The sequence below is a fragment of the Promicromonospora sp. NFX87 genome (genome assembly GCF_048564965.1).
GTDB lineage: Bacteria > Actinomycetota > Actinomycetes > Actinomycetales > Cellulomonadaceae > Promicromonospora.
Genome location: NZ_CP183413.1, coordinates 6,242,336 through 6,258,554 on the forward strand (window position 1 = coordinate 6,242,336; position 16,219 = coordinate 6,258,554).

General features: G+C 67.9%; 13 protein-coding genes. 5 read left to right on the forward strand and 8 right to left on the reverse strand.

All coding sequences use genetic code 11. The features are described 5' to 3' along the window. Window positions 1–143: 143 nt before the first annotated feature. The 3 genes from ACNYC2_RS27950 to gyrB all read right to left on the reverse strand — a co-directional run bounded on the left by ACNYC2_RS27950 (window position 144) and on the right by gyrB (window position 6,299). A complete protein-coding gene (locus tag ACNYC2_RS27950; protein ID WP_419704860.1) occupies window positions 144–1,424 on the reverse strand; it encodes a DUF3566 domain-containing protein in 1,281 nt (426 codons plus the stop codon). Further along, window positions 1,424–4,084, reverse strand: coding sequence for a DNA gyrase subunit A (gene gyrA / locus ACNYC2_RS27955; RefSeq protein ID WP_419704861.1), 2,661 nt, complete (start codon window positions 4,082–4,084; stop codon window positions 1,424–1,426). Before gyrA ends, ACNYC2_RS27950 begins: the two co-directional genes overlap by 1 nt. Before the next feature lie 139 nt (window positions 4,085–4,223). Then, entirely contained in the window at window positions 4,224–6,299 is a 2,076-nt protein-coding gene (gyrB, locus tag ACNYC2_RS27960) for a DNA topoisomerase (ATP-hydrolyzing) subunit B (protein ID WP_419704862.1), read from the reverse strand. A 562-nt stretch (window positions 6,300–6,861) separates the two neighbouring features. On the opposite strand from gyrB, the gene ACNYC2_RS27965 reads away from it, so the two are divergent. Continuing rightward, the gene (locus tag ACNYC2_RS27965; protein WP_419704863.1) at window positions 6,862–7,524 is read left to right on the forward strand and encodes a hypothetical protein; all 663 of its coding nucleotides are present in this window, start codon (window positions 6,862–6,864) and stop codon (window positions 7,522–7,524) included. A 168-nt stretch (window positions 7,525–7,692) separates the two neighbouring features. Here the strand turns inward: ACNYC2_RS27965 and ACNYC2_RS27970 are convergent, their stop codons facing one another. From ACNYC2_RS27970 to dnaA, 5 genes are all read right to left on the reverse strand, one after another. Then, entirely contained in the window at window positions 7,693–8,187 is a 495-nt protein-coding gene (locus tag ACNYC2_RS27970) for a DUF721 domain-containing protein (RefSeq protein ID WP_419704864.1), read from the reverse strand. Between the two features lie 40 nt (window positions 8,188–8,227). Further along, the gene (gene recF / locus ACNYC2_RS27975) at window positions 8,228–9,463 is read right to left on the reverse strand and encodes a DNA replication/repair protein RecF (RefSeq protein WP_419704865.1); all 1,236 of its coding nucleotides are present in this window, start codon (window positions 9,461–9,463) and stop codon (window positions 8,228–8,230) included. 26 nt (window positions 9,464–9,489) lie between these two features. Then, window positions 9,490–10,386, reverse strand: coding sequence for a phosphogluconate dehydrogenase (NAD(+)-dependent, decarboxylating) (gnd, locus tag ACNYC2_RS27980; RefSeq protein ID WP_419704866.1), 897 nt, complete (start codon window positions 10,384–10,386; stop codon window positions 9,490–9,492). A gap of 130 nt (window positions 10,387–10,516) precedes the next feature. After that, window positions 10,517–11,647, reverse strand: a complete 1,131-nt coding sequence (gene dnaN, locus ACNYC2_RS27985; RefSeq protein WP_116677406.1) for a DNA polymerase III subunit beta — start codon at window positions 11,645–11,647, stop codon at window positions 10,517–10,519. Window positions 11,648–12,283: 636 nt separating this feature from the next. Further along, the gene (gene dnaA / locus ACNYC2_RS27990) at window positions 12,284–13,720 is read right to left on the reverse strand and encodes a chromosomal replication initiator protein DnaA (protein ID WP_357448152.1); all 1,437 of its coding nucleotides are present in this window, start codon (window positions 13,718–13,720) and stop codon (window positions 12,284–12,286) included. 431 nt (window positions 13,721–14,151) lie between these two features. Between dnaA and rpmH the strand changes: the two genes are divergently transcribed. The 4 genes from rpmH to yidC all read left to right on the forward strand — a co-directional run bounded on the left by rpmH (window position 14,152) and on the right by yidC (window position 16,215). Beyond that, window positions 14,152–14,289 carry a 50S ribosomal protein L34 gene (gene rpmH, locus ACNYC2_RS27995; RefSeq protein WP_108493057.1) on the forward strand — a complete coding sequence of 46 codons (138 nt, stop codon included), beginning with the start codon at window positions 14,152–14,154 and terminating at the stop codon, window positions 14,287–14,289. A 3-nt stretch (window positions 14,290–14,292) separates the two neighbouring features. Beyond that, window positions 14,293–14,670 carry a ribonuclease P protein component gene (rnpA, locus tag ACNYC2_RS28000; protein ID WP_419704867.1) on the forward strand — a complete coding sequence of 126 codons (378 nt, stop codon included), beginning with the start codon at window positions 14,293–14,295 and terminating at the stop codon, window positions 14,668–14,670. Then, window positions 14,667–14,975 carry a membrane protein insertion efficiency factor YidD gene (gene yidD, locus ACNYC2_RS28005; protein ID WP_419704868.1) on the forward strand — a complete coding sequence of 103 codons (309 nt, stop codon included), beginning with the start codon at window positions 14,667–14,669 and terminating at the stop codon, window positions 14,973–14,975. The genes rnpA and yidD overlap by 4 nt, the downstream gene beginning before the upstream one ends. 79 nt (window positions 14,976–15,054) lie before the next feature. Continuing rightward, window positions 15,055–16,215 carry a membrane protein insertase YidC gene (gene yidC, locus ACNYC2_RS28010; protein WP_419704869.1) on the forward strand — a complete coding sequence of 387 codons (1,161 nt, stop codon included), beginning with the start codon at window positions 15,055–15,057 and terminating at the stop codon, window positions 16,213–16,215. Window positions 16,216–16,219 lie beyond the last annotated feature (4 nt).

The following is a 16,219-nucleotide window of genomic DNA, read 5'->3' on the forward strand; positions in this document are numbered from 1 at the left end:
GAGCGTTCCGCACGCTGCCGCGACACTGGAGATTACCCCAGGTCGGGACGATGTCCCAAACCGAAAACGCGGTTCGCGGTGTGACGTGCATCGAGTCGTGCGCAGCAGCGCACGAGAACGCTCTGGGTGACGCCGAAGAGGCGTCAGTCGTCGGTCAGCGTCATGTGCACGCCGCCGACGAGTGCTGCAGTGATGTTGTAGAGGAAAGCCATGATCGTGGCGATCGCCGTCAACAAGACAATGTTACAGATGCTGATCAGAGTCGCCAGCGAGATGACCCGGGGGAACTCCACGAACTGCGTGAGGTTCACGTCGCTCTGCGGCCCGACGGCGTCCTTCACGAAGTCCTGGATGGTGGTGAACACGCCGAGGCTGTTCAGCACCGACCAGAACACCGCGGTGGCGACCACCGTCATGATCGCGATCGCCACGGCCAGCAGGAACGCCAGCTTCATGACGGACCAGGGATCCACACGAGAGATGGCGAGGCGCACCCGGCGCGGTCCGGCCGGAGCGGAACGAGGTGCCTCGGGAGTCGGCTCCGACGACGGCTGAGGCGCCGTACCTGCGGCCTGGGCCGGAGCCGGGGCGGCAGTTCCGCGCACTCCGGCTGCCGTGTAGTGCATCTCCGGCCGGGCCGTGGTCTCGTTCGCGGGCGTTGCCGACCGCGCGTCGTCGTCGGGCATTATCGACGTCACTTTCTTGGCTGCGCTGCGAGCCGCGTCGAGAGCAGCCTGCGCGGCCTTCATCGCACCGGCTCGAACGCCGTCCGTGCCCTCCGGGGCAGCGGTCGGCGGTGCCGGCGGGGCTGTCGGTGCCGGGACGCGGTTCCACGACTTCGCGGTGGCGTCGGACGCCGGAGCCGGGGTGTCGGACTTGGGCGAGACGGGACCGGGCCCGGCTACGGGCTCGCTGCTCGTCGGCGTGGCCGGAGCGGGGGGTGCTGGCGGGGTGGCCTGCTTGGGCGGCGTGGCCGAGCTCGAAGAGGCCGGCGTGGCCGGTGCAGCCGGAGCTGCAGGCACGGCCGGAGCCGCCGGCGTGGCGGGCTTGGAATCCTTGCCCGTGCGGCCCGCCTCGTACGCGGAACGCCAGACGCCGCCCGTCGTCGGGATGCTCGACTCCTCCGGTGCCGACGGCGCCGGGGTCGCCGCACCAGACCCGGGGCGCTTCGTCGACGGGGCGGGAACCGGCAGGTCGGCGTTCTCGCCCGCAGCGCCGGAGCCGCTCGTCGCGGCGCCGGACTCGGCGGCGTCAGCCTTCGTCGACGCCGAGCTCTTGCTCGACGTCTCCTCCGCCTGCTTCGGGTCGGGGGTCTCGGCCGGAGCCTGCTCCCCGTTCACTTCCTTGCGATCCCGGGTGATCTCCAGGTCCTCATCGAGCTCGGGCGACGCCGTGCGCACGGGCCCGCTCTTGTCACTCGTCATCAGCTGTCCTCGCGTCCGGTGCTGGTCTGCTCAGGGGTGCTCGGAACTTCATCAGGGGTCGGAATCTCTTCCACGGTAACCCGCTCGGCGGAGTCGCCGTCGGAGATCTCGTCCACAGCACCTGTCGCATCGCCCGCGTCCTCACGCTCCGCGTTGCGCGCGACGGCGATAATCCTGTCGCCCTTGTCCGGCTTTGCGAAGGTTACCCCCTGCGTGTTCCGGCCGGTGAGGTTAACTTCGGCAACCGCGGAACGCACGATCTTGCCGCGCTCCATGATGACCAGCACCTCGTCGTCGGTGTACGTGACCAGTGCGCCCACGAGGTCGCCGCGCGCCTCCACGAGGTTGGCGACCTTGATACCGAGACCACCACGGCCCTGGACCCGGTACTCCGAGATGCGGGTGCGCTTCGCGAAACCGCCCTCGGTGACCACGAAGAGGTCGGCGCCGTCGATGACCACGGCGGCGGAGAGCAGCTCGTCGTCCTCCCGGAACTTCATCCCCGTGACACCCGAGGTGGCACGGCCCAGCGGGCGGATCGACTCGTCGTCCGCGTGGAAGCGGATCGACTGGCCCTTGCGCGAGACGAGGATCAGGTCGTCGTCGGCGTTCACGAGACGGGCCGAGACCAGCTCGTCCGCGGCGCCGTCCTCGTCCTCCCGCAGGTTGATCGCGATGAGGCCGCCGGACCGCGGCGAGTTGTACTCGCTGAGGCGGGTCTTCTTCACGAGCCCGCGCCGCGTGGCAAGGACCAGGTACTCAGCAGCCTCGTAGTCGGGGATGTCGAGGACCTGGGCGATCTTCTCGCCGGGCTGGAAGGCCAGCAGGTTCGCGACGTGCTGGCCCTTGGAGTCACGGCCGCCCTCGGGCAGCTCGTACCCCTTGGCCCGGTAGACCCGGCCCAGGTTGGTGAAGAACAACATCCAGTGGTGGGTCGTCGTCGTGAAGAAGTGGTCCACGATGTCGTCCTCGCGGAGCTGCGCGCCGCGCACACCCTTACCGCCGCGCTTCTGCGAGCGGTAGTTGTCCGTCCGGGTCCGCTTGGCGTAACCGCCACGCGTGATGGTGACGACCACGTCCTCCTCGGGGATGAGGTCCTCCATCGACATGTCACCGTCGTACGGAAGGATCGTGGTGCGGCGCTCGTCGCCCCAGCGCTCGGTCACCTCGTTGAGCTCGTCGCCCACGATGGCCCGCTGGCGCTCCGGCTTGGCGAGGATGTCCAGGTAGTCGTCGATCGCGAGCCGCAGCTTGGCGTGCTCGTCGAGGATCTTCTGCCGTTCGAGCGCCGCCAGGCGACGCAGCTGCAGCGCCAGGATCGCGTTCGCCTGCAGCTCGTCGATCGTGAGCAGCTCCATCAGGCCGGTCCGCGCCTCGTCCGCGTCGGGGGAGCGGCGGATCAGCGCGATGACCTCGTCGAGCGCGTCGAGGGCCTTGAGGTAGCCCTCGTAGATGTGGATCTGGTCCTGCGCCTCCTTGAGGAGGTACTCGGTGCGCCGGCGCACGACCTCGATCTGGTGCGTGGTCCAGTGGCGCACGAACGCGTCGATGCTGAGCGTGCGGGGCACCTCGTCGACCAGCGCGAGCATGTTCGCGCTGAAGTTCTCCTGCAGCGGCGTGTGCTTGTAGAGGTTGTTCAGCACCACCTTCGCCACCGCGTCACGCTTGAGGACGATCACGAGGCGCTGGCCCGTGCGGCCGGACGTCTCGTCGCGGATGTCCGCGATGCCGTTGATCCGGCCGTCATTGACGAGGTCGGCGATCTTCGACGCCAGGTTGTCCGGGTTGACCATGTACGGCAGCTCGGTCACGACCAGGCAGATCCGGTTCTGGATCTCCTCGACGCTGACGACCGCACGCATCGTGATGGAGCCACGACCCGTGCGGTAGGCGTCCTCGATGCCCTTGTGACCGAGGATCTGCGCGCCGGACGGGAAGTCCGGGCCCTTGATGCGCTCCAGGAGCGCCTCGAGCAGCTCCTCGCGGGTGGCGTCGGGGTTGGCCAGGTGCCAGCGCACGCCTTCGACGACCTCGCGCAGGTTGTGCGGCGGGATGTTCGTCGCCATGCCGACGGCGATGCCGGCCGACCCGTTGACCAGGAGGTTCGGGATGCGCGACGGCAGGACCACCGGCTCCTGGGTCCGCCCGTCGTAGTTCGGCCGGAAGTCGACGGTGCCCTTCTCGATGTCGCGGACCATCTCCAGGGCGAGCGGCGCCATCTTGCACTCGGTGTACCGCGGGGCGGCGGCCGGGTCGTTGCCCGGCGAGCCGAAGTTGCCCTGGCCCGCGACCAGCGGGTAGCGCAGCACCCAGTCCTGGACCAGGCGAACCAGGGTGTCGTAGATGGAGGTGTCGCCGTGGGGGTGGTACTTACCCATGACGTCACCCACGACACGCGAGCACTTGGAGTACGCGCGGTCCGGGCGGTACCCGCCGTCGTACATCGCGTAGATGACGCGGCGGTGCACCGGCTTGAGGCCGTCCCGCACGTCGGGCAGCGCGCGGCCCACGATCACGCTCATGGCGTAGTCGAGGTACGACCGCTGCATCTCGAGCTGAAGGTCGACCTGCTCGACACGGCCGTGGTGCACCGCTACTCGGGCGTCCTCCATCGGAATGCCGTCGTCGGAGTTCTCTACGCCGGGGGTCTCGTCCGTCACCGTCTGTACTTCCTTTCCACGCCGGTGGGCGTGTCACTTCGTCTCCTGGGCCGCCATGTCCGTGTCCGACGCCGCACGCCCGGGTGGGCGATCGCGCCGGGGCGCGCGAGCCACCTGGTGGGGCTCGCGCGCTCGTTCCTCAGATGTCGAGGAACCGCACGTCCTTGGCATTGCGCTGGATGAACGTTCGGCGGGACTCGACGTCCTCGCCCATGAGCACCGAGAAGATCTCGTCGGCCGCGGCCGCGTCGTCCATGGTCACCTGCAGCAGCGTCCGGTGGTCCGGGTCCATCGTGGTGTCCCAGAGCTCGGAGTAGTCCATCTCACCCAGGCCCTTGTAGCGCTGGATGCCGTTGTCCTTCGGGATCCGCTTGCCCTGCGCGGCGCCGGCCTCGAGGAACGCGTCACGCTCCCGGTCCGAGTACACGTAGTCGTGCGGGGCGTTGCTCCACTTGATCCGGTACAGCGGCGGCTGCGCGAGGTACACGTGACCGTGCTCGATGAGCGGGCGCATGTAGCGGAACAGCAGGGTGAGCAGCAGGGTGCAGATGTGCTGGCCGTCGACGTCGGCGTCGGCCATGAGCACGATCTTGTGGTACTTGAGCTTCGTGATGTCGAAGTCCTCGCCGATACCCGTGCCGAACGAGGTGATCAGCGCCTGTACCTCGGCGTTGGACAGCGCCTTGTCGAGCCGCGCGCGCTCCACGTTCAGGATCTTGCCGCGCAGCGGGAGGATCGCCTGGTTGTGCGGGTTGCGCCCGCGCACCGCGGAGCCGCCGGCCGAGTCACCCTCGACGACGTAGATCTCGCACTCGTCGGGGAAGCGCGACTGGCAGTCCCTGAGCTTGCCCGGCATGCCGCCACCGTTCAGGACACCCTTGCGGCGGGTCGCCTCGCGCGCCTTGCGCGCCGCGATGCGGGCCTGCGAGGCGGAGATCGCCTTGCGGATGACGTCGCGGGCCTCGTTCGGGTGGGCGTCGAACCAGTCGACGAGCTGCTCGCGCACGACGCGCTGCACGAAGGTCTTGGCCTCCGTGTTGCCGAGCTTCGTCTTGGTCTGCCCCTCGAACTGCGGCTCGCCGAGCTTCACGGAGATGACGGCGGTGAGGCCCTCGCGGATGTCGTCACCCGTGAGGTTCTCGTCCTTCTCCTTGATGATGTTCTTGTCCCGCGCGTAGCTGTTGACCAGCGTGGTCATGGCCGCACGGAAACCCTCCTCGTGCGTCCCGCCCTCGGTGGTCGAGATCGTGTTCGCGAACGTGTGCACCGACTCGCTGTAGGCGCTGGTCCACTGCAGGGCGATCTCGACGGCGATCTTGCGCTCCGTGTCCTCGCTCTCGAACCAGATCACGTCCGGGTGCACGAGCTCCACCCGCTTCGCGGAGTTGAGGTGGTGCACGTAGTCCATCAGGCCGTTCTCGTACTTGTACGTGACGGTGCGCCAGCCGTCCGACTCCGTGCCGGGCTCCTGCCCGTCGGACGACGGCCGGCTCTCGGCGGTGACCACGTCGTCCGCAGCGGCCTCGCGCTCGGCTCCGGTGACCTCGTCGCTGGCCGAGGAGTGGCCTGCACGCTCGTCGGTGAGCGTGATCTTCAGGCCCTTGTTGAGGAACGCGTACTGCTGGAACCGGGCGCGGAGCGTCTCGAAGTCGTACTCGGTGGTCTCGAAGATCGTCCCGTCGGCCCAGAACGTCTGGGTGGTCCCGGTGCCCTCGTCGGGACCGAGCGGCTCCAGCCGGTCGACGCCCGTGACCGGGTTGCCGCCGTCGGCGTACTCCTGGCGCCAGTTGTACCCGTCGCGGCGTACCTCGGAGATGAAGCGGTAGCTCAGTGCGTTGACCACGGACATGCCCACACCGTGCAGCCCGCCGGAGACGGCGTAGCCGCCGCCACCGAACTTGCCGCCGGCGTGCAGGATCGTCATGACCACCTCGAGCGTGGGCTTGCCCTCGGTCGGGTGCATCGCGACCGGGATGCCTCGGCCGTCGTCGGTGACGCGGACACCGCCGTCGGCCAGGAGCCGCACGTCGATCTCGGTGGCGTGGCCCGCAAGGGCTTCGTCCACAGCGTTATCCACAATCTCGTACACAAGGTGGTGGAGCCCACGCTCACCGGTCGATCCGATATACATGCCCGGTCGCTTACGAACGGCCTCGAGACCTTCCAGGACTGTGATGTTCCCGGCGTCGTAGCCGCCGTCGATTCGCTCTGTCACGGGCGGGGTTGCTCCTCGTCTTTCAGGCACACGATGTGCACGACGACGGACGTACCAGCGGCTGCACGAGCGGCTCGGACCCACAAGGGTCCATGCCGTGCTCGGGTGCTGACGTACGATCCGACGGCTCGTCGGTGCTCAGCGTTCCGGGCCTCAGGACGATCCTGGGACCCGGCGCGGTTGACCCCCTCATACTACCTTCTGAGCGGCGAAAACCCGGGATCCGAGGCCGTTTGTAGCCACTCCTCCACAACCTTTCTCCACAGGGTGATTTTTGCGCTCCCGGAGGGGTCCCGGGAGGGTCGCCAGGCGCTCTGGCAAGGCCGCGATCGACCCTCAGGCCGGGGTCCGCGGATGCATCTCGACCGTGACCCGCACACCTGTTCGCCATGGGCGGCCTTCACCCTCAGGATCGTCCGCGAAGCGTCATGCCCGGGGCTGCCGAAGGTTAGACAATTTACGGGCAGAGGGTGACATTTCGTTGATTTGCCGTTTTCTGCTCTAATAGCGCCGACCGGTCATTTGCGCAACTTGCGCCCAGTCTCTCTCGAAGGACTTCACAGTGAAGAAACTTCTCGCGGGCGGCGCCCTCGCCGCACTCACCCTCGGCGGCATCGTCGTCGGCGCGGCATCCGCGTCCGCTCACATCCCCGGGGCCGAAGCGGGCTGCGACGCCGCAGCCGGCGTCTCGTTCGTCTCTGCCACCGCCAACATGTACCCCGCCGGTGCCTCCGTCGTCGTCACGATCGACGGCGCCGAGGTCGAGTCCGGTACGTTCGAAGAGGTCGGCCACCAGTCCGGCAACAGCCAGCCGCAGTACGAGTACAGCTACGAGAACAAGTGGGACACCCTCGACGCGACGGTGGCGCACGTCTGGACCGTCTCGTACGACTCTCCTGACGGCCAGGGCGTGAAGGACTTCGGCGGGACCATCGAGCCCTGCGTCACGGCCGTGCCGACGCCGGAGCCGACGCCGAGCGAGCCCCCGGTCACGGAGCCCGAGCCCTCGGAGGAGCCCTCCGTCGCCCCGACCGACGAGGCATCCGTCCCGCCGGCTCCCGTGCCGTCCGACGAGCCGTCGGCTTCACCGAGCCCTGCCGCTGAGGAGCCCCCGGTGCTCGCCGCGACCGGTGCGACCGTCGGTGGCGCCATCGCGTTCGCCGCGCTGCTCGCCGCTGGTGGCGTCGCCCTGGTCTGGGCCCGCAAGCGCATGCAGAGCGCCTGATCCAGTAGCACCTGGCTGACGCCTCGGCGCAGCTGAGCAAAGTAGGGCCCCCGGCTTCTGCCGGGGGCCCTTCCTGCATCCCCGGACGATCGGATCCAGGACGATCAGGTCCTGGGCGAGCCGTCCGGGCACCACACCGATGTGGGCGCTTGGCGACAGGGCCTGACGTCAGCCCCAGGTGTCCCGTGGACCCGGGCCACGGACGGAGCGGGGGCCCTTCCGGAACCCGGGACCGGCCGGGCCCAGCACGGTGACCTCCTCGACGACACCCTCACCGATCTCCTCGGCCATGCGCCTGCGCAGCGTGGGTGCGAGCAGCCGGAGCTGGGTCGCCCAGGCCGTCGAGTCCGCGCGGACCACGAGCACCTTGTCCTCGAAGGTCTCCGGTGTGCAGTGGTCGGCGATCTCGGGACCCACCACCTCGCGCCAACGGCCCATCACCCCGCCCACCGAGACGTCCTCGGTCCAGCCCTTCTCGCGCAGCAGCCGCCCGACGAGCGCCCCGAGCAGCTGGGGGTCACGGGCGCCCGGACCCGATCCGCTCGACCGCGGTTCAGCCAGGGGAGACCTGCGTGACGGCGATCCGGGCCGCAGACCACGTGCTCGAGCCGCGGCCTTGGCCCGGTTCAGAGCGGCACGCGCCACCTCGGAGGGCGGCGTCAAAGGGGGCTCAGAGTTATCCACAGGCCCCTGTGGAGAGTTGTCAGTCACGAGTCACCGTCCCGGGTTCCACGTGAAACCGTACGCCGTCCAGGGCGACGGGAATGTCCTCGGCCACGGCTGCCGTCACCAGCACCTGACGAGCCGGTAGCACCAGGTCGGCGAGCCGTTGTCTGCGCCTGACGTCGAGTTCCGCGAACACGTCGTCGAGGATCAGCACAGGATCAGCATCGGTACCCAGTTCCGGGTCCCAGAAAGCGGGTGAATCCGCCGAATTCTGCGGATCTCCGCCAAGGAGTCGGAATGATGCAAGGCGCAGCGCGAGCGCGAACGACCAGGACTCGCCGTGGCTCGCATAGCCCTTGGCCGGCAACCCGCCGAGCGTCAGGACGAGGTCGTCGCGGTGCGGACCGACAAGGCTTACTCCTCGTTCCAGCTCCTGCGGTCGCGCTGTGACCAGGGCCTCCAGCAGCATGTCGCGCAGCTGTCCCACGTCGGCAAAGTTATCCCCAGGGCCTGTGGACAACTCCGGTGGATTACCCGCCGAGAGGGCGGGAAGCGATGACCGATACGCGATCTCCGCATCCCCGTCGGCGTCGCTCACCTGCTCGTACGCGGCGGCGACCGCTGGGCGCAGCACCTCGACCAGCTGGATTCGCAGCGACAGGATCTCCGCGCCCAGCTCGGCGAGCCGCGCGTCCCAGACGTCGAGAGTCGCAAGCTCCGCCGCAGCGCTCTCCGCTCGGGAAGAGCCACCAGACCTTCGTGATGCCCGGGCCGACTTGAGGAGTGCGGACCGCTGCCTGAGCACGCGCTCGTAGTCCGAGAGCACTGCGGAAACCCTCGGCATCATCAGGACCAGCAGCTGGTCCATGAACCGCCGTCGGCCGTCCGGCTCTCCCTTGACCAAGGAGAGGTCCTCGGGTGCGAAGAGCACCGTGCGCAACACCCCCAGCACGTCCCGGGCCCGCACCGCCTGGCCGCGGTTGATACGTGCGCGGTTCGCCTTGCCCTGGGTGATCTCCAGCTCGACGGTGCTTGCCCGGTCGCCGCGGACGATCCGGGTCCGCACCACGGCGCGCTCGGCCCCCGACCGGATGAGCGGCGCGTCGGTGGCGACTCGGTGCGAACCGAGCGTCGCGACATAGCCGATCGCCTCGACAAGGTTGGTCTTGCCCCGGCCGTTGCGCCCTACGAACGCGTTGACCCCGGGTTCGAGCTCCACGTCGGCCGAGGCATACGACCGGAAGTCCAGCAGGGAGAGGTGGGAGACGTACATCGGTAGGAGATCGTACGTCCCGCGCGCTACTCGGCCGACTTCACCGCGTGCCCACCGAACTGCTGACGCAGCGCGGCGACCGCCTTCATGGCAGGCGACTGCTCCTGGCGGGAGGCGAAGCGGGCGAACAGCGCGGCCGAGATGACGGGCAGCGGAACCGCCAGGTCGATTCCCTCGTCCACGGTCCACCGGCCCTCACCGGAGTCGTCGACCCAGTCGTCCAGGAGGGCGAGCTTCGGGTCCTGCTCGAGCGCCTTGACCATGAGGTCGAGAAGCCAGGAGCGCACGACGGTGCCGCGGCTCCATGCCTTCATGGTGCCGTGCACATCGGTGATGATGTCGGACTTGGCCGCGAGCAGCTCGTAACCCTCGGCGTACGCCTGCATGAGGCCGTACTCGATGCCGTTGTGGACCATCTTGGCGTAGTGGCCGGCGCCGACGCCGCCCGCATGGACGAAGCCCTCCTCACGGGGGCCCTCCGGGCGCAGCGCGTCGAAGACCGGCATGACGGACTCGACGTCGGCGGCAGCGCCACCGACCATCAGGCCGTAGCCGTTCTCCAGCCCCCAGACACCGCCGCTCACACCGACGTCGAGGTAGCCGATGCCGTTCTTGGCGAGCTCGGCGGCACGCTCCTGGTCCTCGACATAGTGCGAGTTACCGCCCTCGATCACGATGTCGCCCTCGTTGAGGATCTCAGCAAGCTGGTCGAGCACACCGCGCGTCGGCTCGCCGGCAGGAACCATCACCCAGACGACCCGCTTGTCCGCCGGAAGAGCAGCCGCGAGATCTGCGAGCGTCGGGACGTCCGAGACCTCTGGACGCGGGTCGAACCCGGTGACCTCGATGCCGCCCTTGCGCAGGCGGGACCGCATGTTGTTGCCCATCTTGCCCAGGCCGACCAGGCCGATGTGGGTGACCATGTGCGTGATTCCTCCAGGGTCGATCAACGGGCTCGCTCGTGGCGGCCGTCCTTGGTGCAGGCTGGCTGTCCAGTCTGACGGTTGTGGGCTGTGGATACCGGGGACAGTCCGCTGGAGAGCCCCCGAGCCGTCAGCCCGTGAAGCGGATCGGGACCAGCAGGTACCGGTAGGCGGAGTCGTCCTCGCCGTCCAGGCTGCCCTGACCGGTGAACTCGACCGGCTTGTTGGGGTGCGTGAACGAGAGCCGGACGAAGTCGGTGCCCAGCGCACCGAGCCCGTCGAGCAGGAACTGCGGGTTGAACGCCACGGCGATGTCCTCGCCCACCAGCACTGCCTCCAGCGCCTCGGAAGCCTGAGCGTCGTCACCGTGACCGGCGTCGAGCACGACCTGGCCGTCACTGAACGAGAGACGGATCGGCGTGTTGCGCTCAGCGACCAGGCTCACGCGCTTGGCGGCCTCGATCAGGGGCGCGGTCGCGACCACGGCATGGATCGGTGTGCTGTCCGGGAACAGCCGGCGAACGGCCGGGTAGTCGCCCTCGACGAGCTGTGAGGTCGTCTGGCGGCCGCCGGCCTCGAAACCCACAAGGTCGAGACCCTGGCCTGTGGACAACCCGACGTTCACGAGCCCGCCCGAGCCGAGCGACTTCGCGACGTCGTTCAGCGTGCGGGCTCGGATGAGGGCCACCGCGGAGAAGCCGGGGGTGGCCGGGGTCCAGGTGAGCTCACGGAGCGCGAGGCGATAGCGGTCCGTCGAGAGCAGCGTGATGCGCTCGCCCTCGATCTCGACGCGCACACCGGTCAGCAGCGGCAGCGTGTCGTCGCGGCTCGCGGCGACGGTCACCTGGGCGACGGCGTGCGTGAACGCATCACCCGAGACCGTCCCGCTGACCTCGGGGAGACCGGGCAGAGCGGGGTACTCGTCCACAGGCATGGTGAGGAGCGTGAATCGGCTCGCGCCGCACGTGACGACAACCTTGTTGCCCTCGAGCGCGACATCCACCGGCTTGTTGGGCAGTGCCCGCGAGATCTCGGCCAGGAGTCGGCCCGAGACCAGGACGGTGCCTGGTTCTGCGACCTCGGCGGGAATCTCGGACCGCGCGGACGTCTCGTAGTCAAAGCTGGCCAGGTTGATGACGCCCTGAGCATCTGCCTCGATGCGGACGCCGGCAAGTACGGGAGCCGGCGGGCGCGTGGGGAGCGTGCGAGCGGTCCACGTCACGGCATCGGCGAGGACGTCGCGCTCGACCCTGAACTTCATGCCGTTGCATCTCCTCTTGTTCCTGGACTGTCGAGGGAAACCCTACGCGAGTTGCTGACCACGTGGCACTCGAGCGGCGCAGGTTGTGGATGGACTTCTTCCGGGCTTAGTACTAATGTTCGAAGAGGTGCGCCGAGCGCTCGGACCGCCTGATGAAGGCGTGTGGATTCCCCCTTAGAGATAGATGTCGTAGTAGTAGTAGGGGTTGTGGAAACTGGGGATATCAGGTCTTCGTGCAGGTCAGAGGCCCTTTTCTCCTGTGGAGGAGCTGTGGGCCCAACTGTGCATTAACTGGGGACACCTGTGGACGGCCAGTTTGTACACACAGGCTGTCCACCGATTCGGGGGTCCCCGCCCACAGAAAATGGCCTGTCGTCCACAGCCGTCCACAGGCTTGTCCCCAGGTGTGTACTGGCAGGTCAGGGTCCTGAGCCGAGTTCTGCACAGCGGGCATGCACAGGGCTGGGGACGAGCCAAGTGAAACCGCGGCAACCCGCCGTTCCGCATGTGGATAGACCTGTGGAGGTGCAGATATGCAACACCCCCGTGCACCGGTACGGCTGTGCACAGGGGTGGGGATAGGTGTGAAAAGTGCTGCGTCGTCCGATTTCGGGACGCCGTGCGGGATCTCTCGGATCAGCCGCGCTGCTGCTGCTTGATCCGGCTCGTGAGCTCGGTGACCTGGTTGTAGGTCGAGCGGCGCTCCGCCATCTGGCCCGCGATCTTCTTGTTCGCGTGCATGACGGTGGTGTGGTCGCGCCCGCCGAACTGCTGGCCGATCTTCGGCAGTGACAGGTCCGTGAGCTCGCGGCACAGGTACATGGCTATCTGCCGGGCCGTCACGAGCACACGGGACCGGGACGAGCCGCACAGGTCGTCGATGGTGAGGCCGAAGTACGCGGCGGTCTGTGCGATGACGACGGCCGGCGTGATCTCCGTGGTGTCGTCGTCGTCGGTGATCAGGTCCTTGAGGACTATCTCGGCGAGAGCCAGGTCTACCTGCTGCCGGTTGAGGTTCGCGAACGCGGTGACGCGGATCAGGGCGCCCTCGAGCTCACGGATGTTCGTCGAGATGCGCGAGCCGATGTAGGAGAGGACGTCCGCCGGCACGTCCAGGTGCTCGCTCGCTGCCTTCTTCCGCATGATCGCGATGCGGGTCTCGAGGTCAGGGGGCTGGACGTCGGTGATGAGGCCCCACTCGAAGCGGGAGCGCAGGCGGTCCTCGAAGCCGTTGAGCTGCTTCGGAGGGACGTCGGACGTGATCACCACCTGCTTGTTGGCGTTGTGCAGCGCGTTGAAGGTGTGGAAGAACTCCTCCATCGTCTGTTCCTTGCCCTGCAGGAACTGGATGTCGTCGATGAGGAGCACGTCGACGTCCCGGTACCGGCGCTGGAACGCACCCGCCTTGCCCTCACCGATGCTGTTGATGAAGTCGTTGGTGAACTCCTCGGAGTTCACGTACCGCACGCGGATGTGCGGGTACAGGTTGTGGACGTAGTGCCCGATGGCGTGCATCAGGTGTGTCTTGCCCAGCCCCGAGTCGCCGTAGATGAAGAGCGGGTTGTACGCCTTGGCGGGTGCCTCGGCCACGGCGACGGCGGCCGCGTGGGCGAACCGGTTGGACGAACCGATGACGAACGTCTCGAAGATGTACTTCGGGTTCAGTCGGGTGGGCTCGGCCGACGGCTTGGGCGCAGGCTGCGGGGCGATAGGCATCTGCGCCTGCTCGGGCTCCGGCGGCTCGTGCTCGAGCGAGAGAGTGGCCGGACCTGAGATCTGTGAGGGTCCGGCGAGCGTACGGCTGCTCAGCTCGGGATCCACGGTGATGCCGAAGCGCACGTCCCGGCCGAGGACCGAAGACATCGCGGACACGAGGTCGTCGCGGACCGCGGTCTCCAGATAGGTACGTGTCTGCTCGTGGGGGACGGCGATGAAGACCATGTCGTCCAGCACGGCCATCGGCTTGGCCAGGCGGATGAAGGCGAGCTGCCGGGGGCTCATATCGGGCCGGGCCTCGAGCGCCGTCAGGGTCTGTGCCCAGACGTCGCCGATGTTCTCGTCCGGGTTGGCCACTGGCTTTCCTTCGTCTCGTGCGCGGGGTCCTGCGAGTGCTGGGGGTGTCTTGGAGTCTGCCATGATGGAGCACCGCCCACACAGTTGTCCACAGGTTGTGGATTGCCAGGATCGCCGCTGGACAGGTGGTACAGGGGCAGGTCACGGAGCCCTCCGCGCGCCCCGTCGAGACGCCCGATGTGGCGCGTCCGACACGCATGATCTCGCCGTTCTGGTTTGACCCGGAGGGCATCGGCGGCGTAACGTCATACAGCCGTTCCTGGTACTTCTGCGCGCCCACATACGGATTCGGGTCACGTCCTTCGACGTCGACCACGACCAGTGGAGCAGGCCCCCGGGTCGGTGAGGCCGATCGCTGTACTGATCGGCCAACTTTCACTGCATCGTCGAGGACAGACGGTGTGCCTACCCCGACGTTCTTGGAGTACCTCGTGAGCAAGCGGACCTTCCAGCCGAACACCCGCCGGCGTGCAAAGACCCACGGTTTCCGGCTGCGCATGCGCACCCGCGCCGGCCGCGCCATCCTGGCGGACCGCCGCCGCAAGGGTCGCGCCGAGCTCTCAGCCTGAGCCATGTTGCCCGCGGCGCACCGACTGCGCCGTTCCGTCGACTTTGAGCGGACGGTGCGCCGCGGCACGCGTGCAGGTCGATCGACCGTGGTGGTTCACCTCCTGGTACCGGACGAAAATGTCTCGGACCCAGGATCGGGAACTCCACAGGTCGGTTTTGTCGTTTCCAAGGCTGTGGGCAACTCCGTGCAGCGCAATCTGGTGAAGCGTCGGCTCCGCGCAGCCGCGGCCGAGCAGCTCTCGGTCCTGCCGAGCACTGCCCGAGCTGTCGTGCGCGCACTTCCGCCGTCGTCGGCCGCAACGTATGCGGACCTTGAACGCGATCTCGACTCCTGCTTGCGCCGTGCGGTCGCACGCGCCACCGGAGACGGGAAGAGATGACCACCGCCCCCGCACCCGAGGGTGAGGCACCACCGCGCGAGCCCTCGTTCATCGGCAGGCTCCCGGTGACCCTCCTCGTGGGGATGGTGCGCTTCTACCAGGCGTTCATCAGCCCGATGAGCCCCCCGAGCTGCAAGTACTACCCGTCCTGCTCGCAGTACACCCTGATCGCCCTCCGGCGTCACGGTGCCGTGCGCGGGCTGGGTCTCGCGCTGTGGCGCCTGCTGCGGTGCAACCCGTGGAGTCTCGGTGGTGTCGACGACGTGCCGCCCGTGCGCGGCGCGCACACCCACGCCGAGGGCTGATCTGCCCCGGCCACTGGCGCCGGCACGACACCGCAGCCACCGCAGACTTTGCGTCACCGACTCTGGAGCTTCTTGACCGATGGACTTCTTCGCTTTCCTCTACCCGATCGAATGGGTCGTGGCCTGGATCATCTACGGGTCCCACTGGCTCTTCACGACGCTCGGCATGTCGGCAGGTCCCGGGACGGCGTGGGTCCTGTCGATCGTCGCTCTCGTGATCGTCATCCGTATCGTGCTGATCCCGCTCTTCTTCAAGCAGATCAAGGCCTCGCGCGGGATGCAGATGATCCAGCCCGAGCTGCAGGCCGTGCAGAAGAAGTACAAGGGCAAGACCGACCCGGCGTCTCGCGAGAACATGACGCGAGAGACCATGGAGCTGTACCGGAAGCACGGGACCAACCCGTTCGCCTCCTGCATGCCGATCCTGCTGCAGTCGCCGATCTTCTTCGCGCTCTTCCGCGTGCTGAACAGCCTCAAGCAGATCTCCGAGGGAACCGCTGACCCGATCGGCCCGATCACCCGGGACGTCGCCGGTGACATCGAGTCGTCCACGCTCTTCGGCGCGCAGCTCAGCGACGTGTTCCTGCAGACCGACTCGTGGGTCTCCCGCATCGTCGTCATCGCGCTGATCGTCGCGATGAGCGTCACGACCTTCACCACGCAGCGCCAGCTCACGATGAAGAACATGCCCCCGTCGGCCCTCGAGGGCCCGATGGCGCAGACGCAGAAGCTCATGCTCTACATGCTGCCGATCGTCTTCGCGATCTCGGGCGTGAACTTCCCGGTGGGTGTCCTCATCTACTGGACGGTGACCAACCTCTGGTCCATGGGTCAGCAGTACTACACGATCAAGCGCATGCCGACGCCTGGCTCCATCGCGGAGAAGCAGATGAAGGAGCGCCAGGCAGCGAAGGCCGCCAAGCGTGCCGCCAAGTCCGGCGCGGTCATCGAGGACGCGACTCCCGTGGTGGAACAGCCCAAGAGCGGTCAGCGCGTGCAGCCGAAGCGCAAGGACCGGCAGAAGGGCGCGGTGCCTCCGCGTCCCGCCGTCGCGCAGTCGGCACCCCAGGACGCCGTCCCTGAGGCGACACCTGAGGCAGCCCCGGCGAAGCAGTCCGGCTCGAAGCCCAAGCCGGCCGGCACGACGCCGGCGAAGCAGCCGGGCTCCAAGCCGAAGCCGTCCGGCACGGCGCCCGGGTCCACCCCGACCGCGTCGAGCAAGCGCAAGCAGAAGAAGTAGGAGG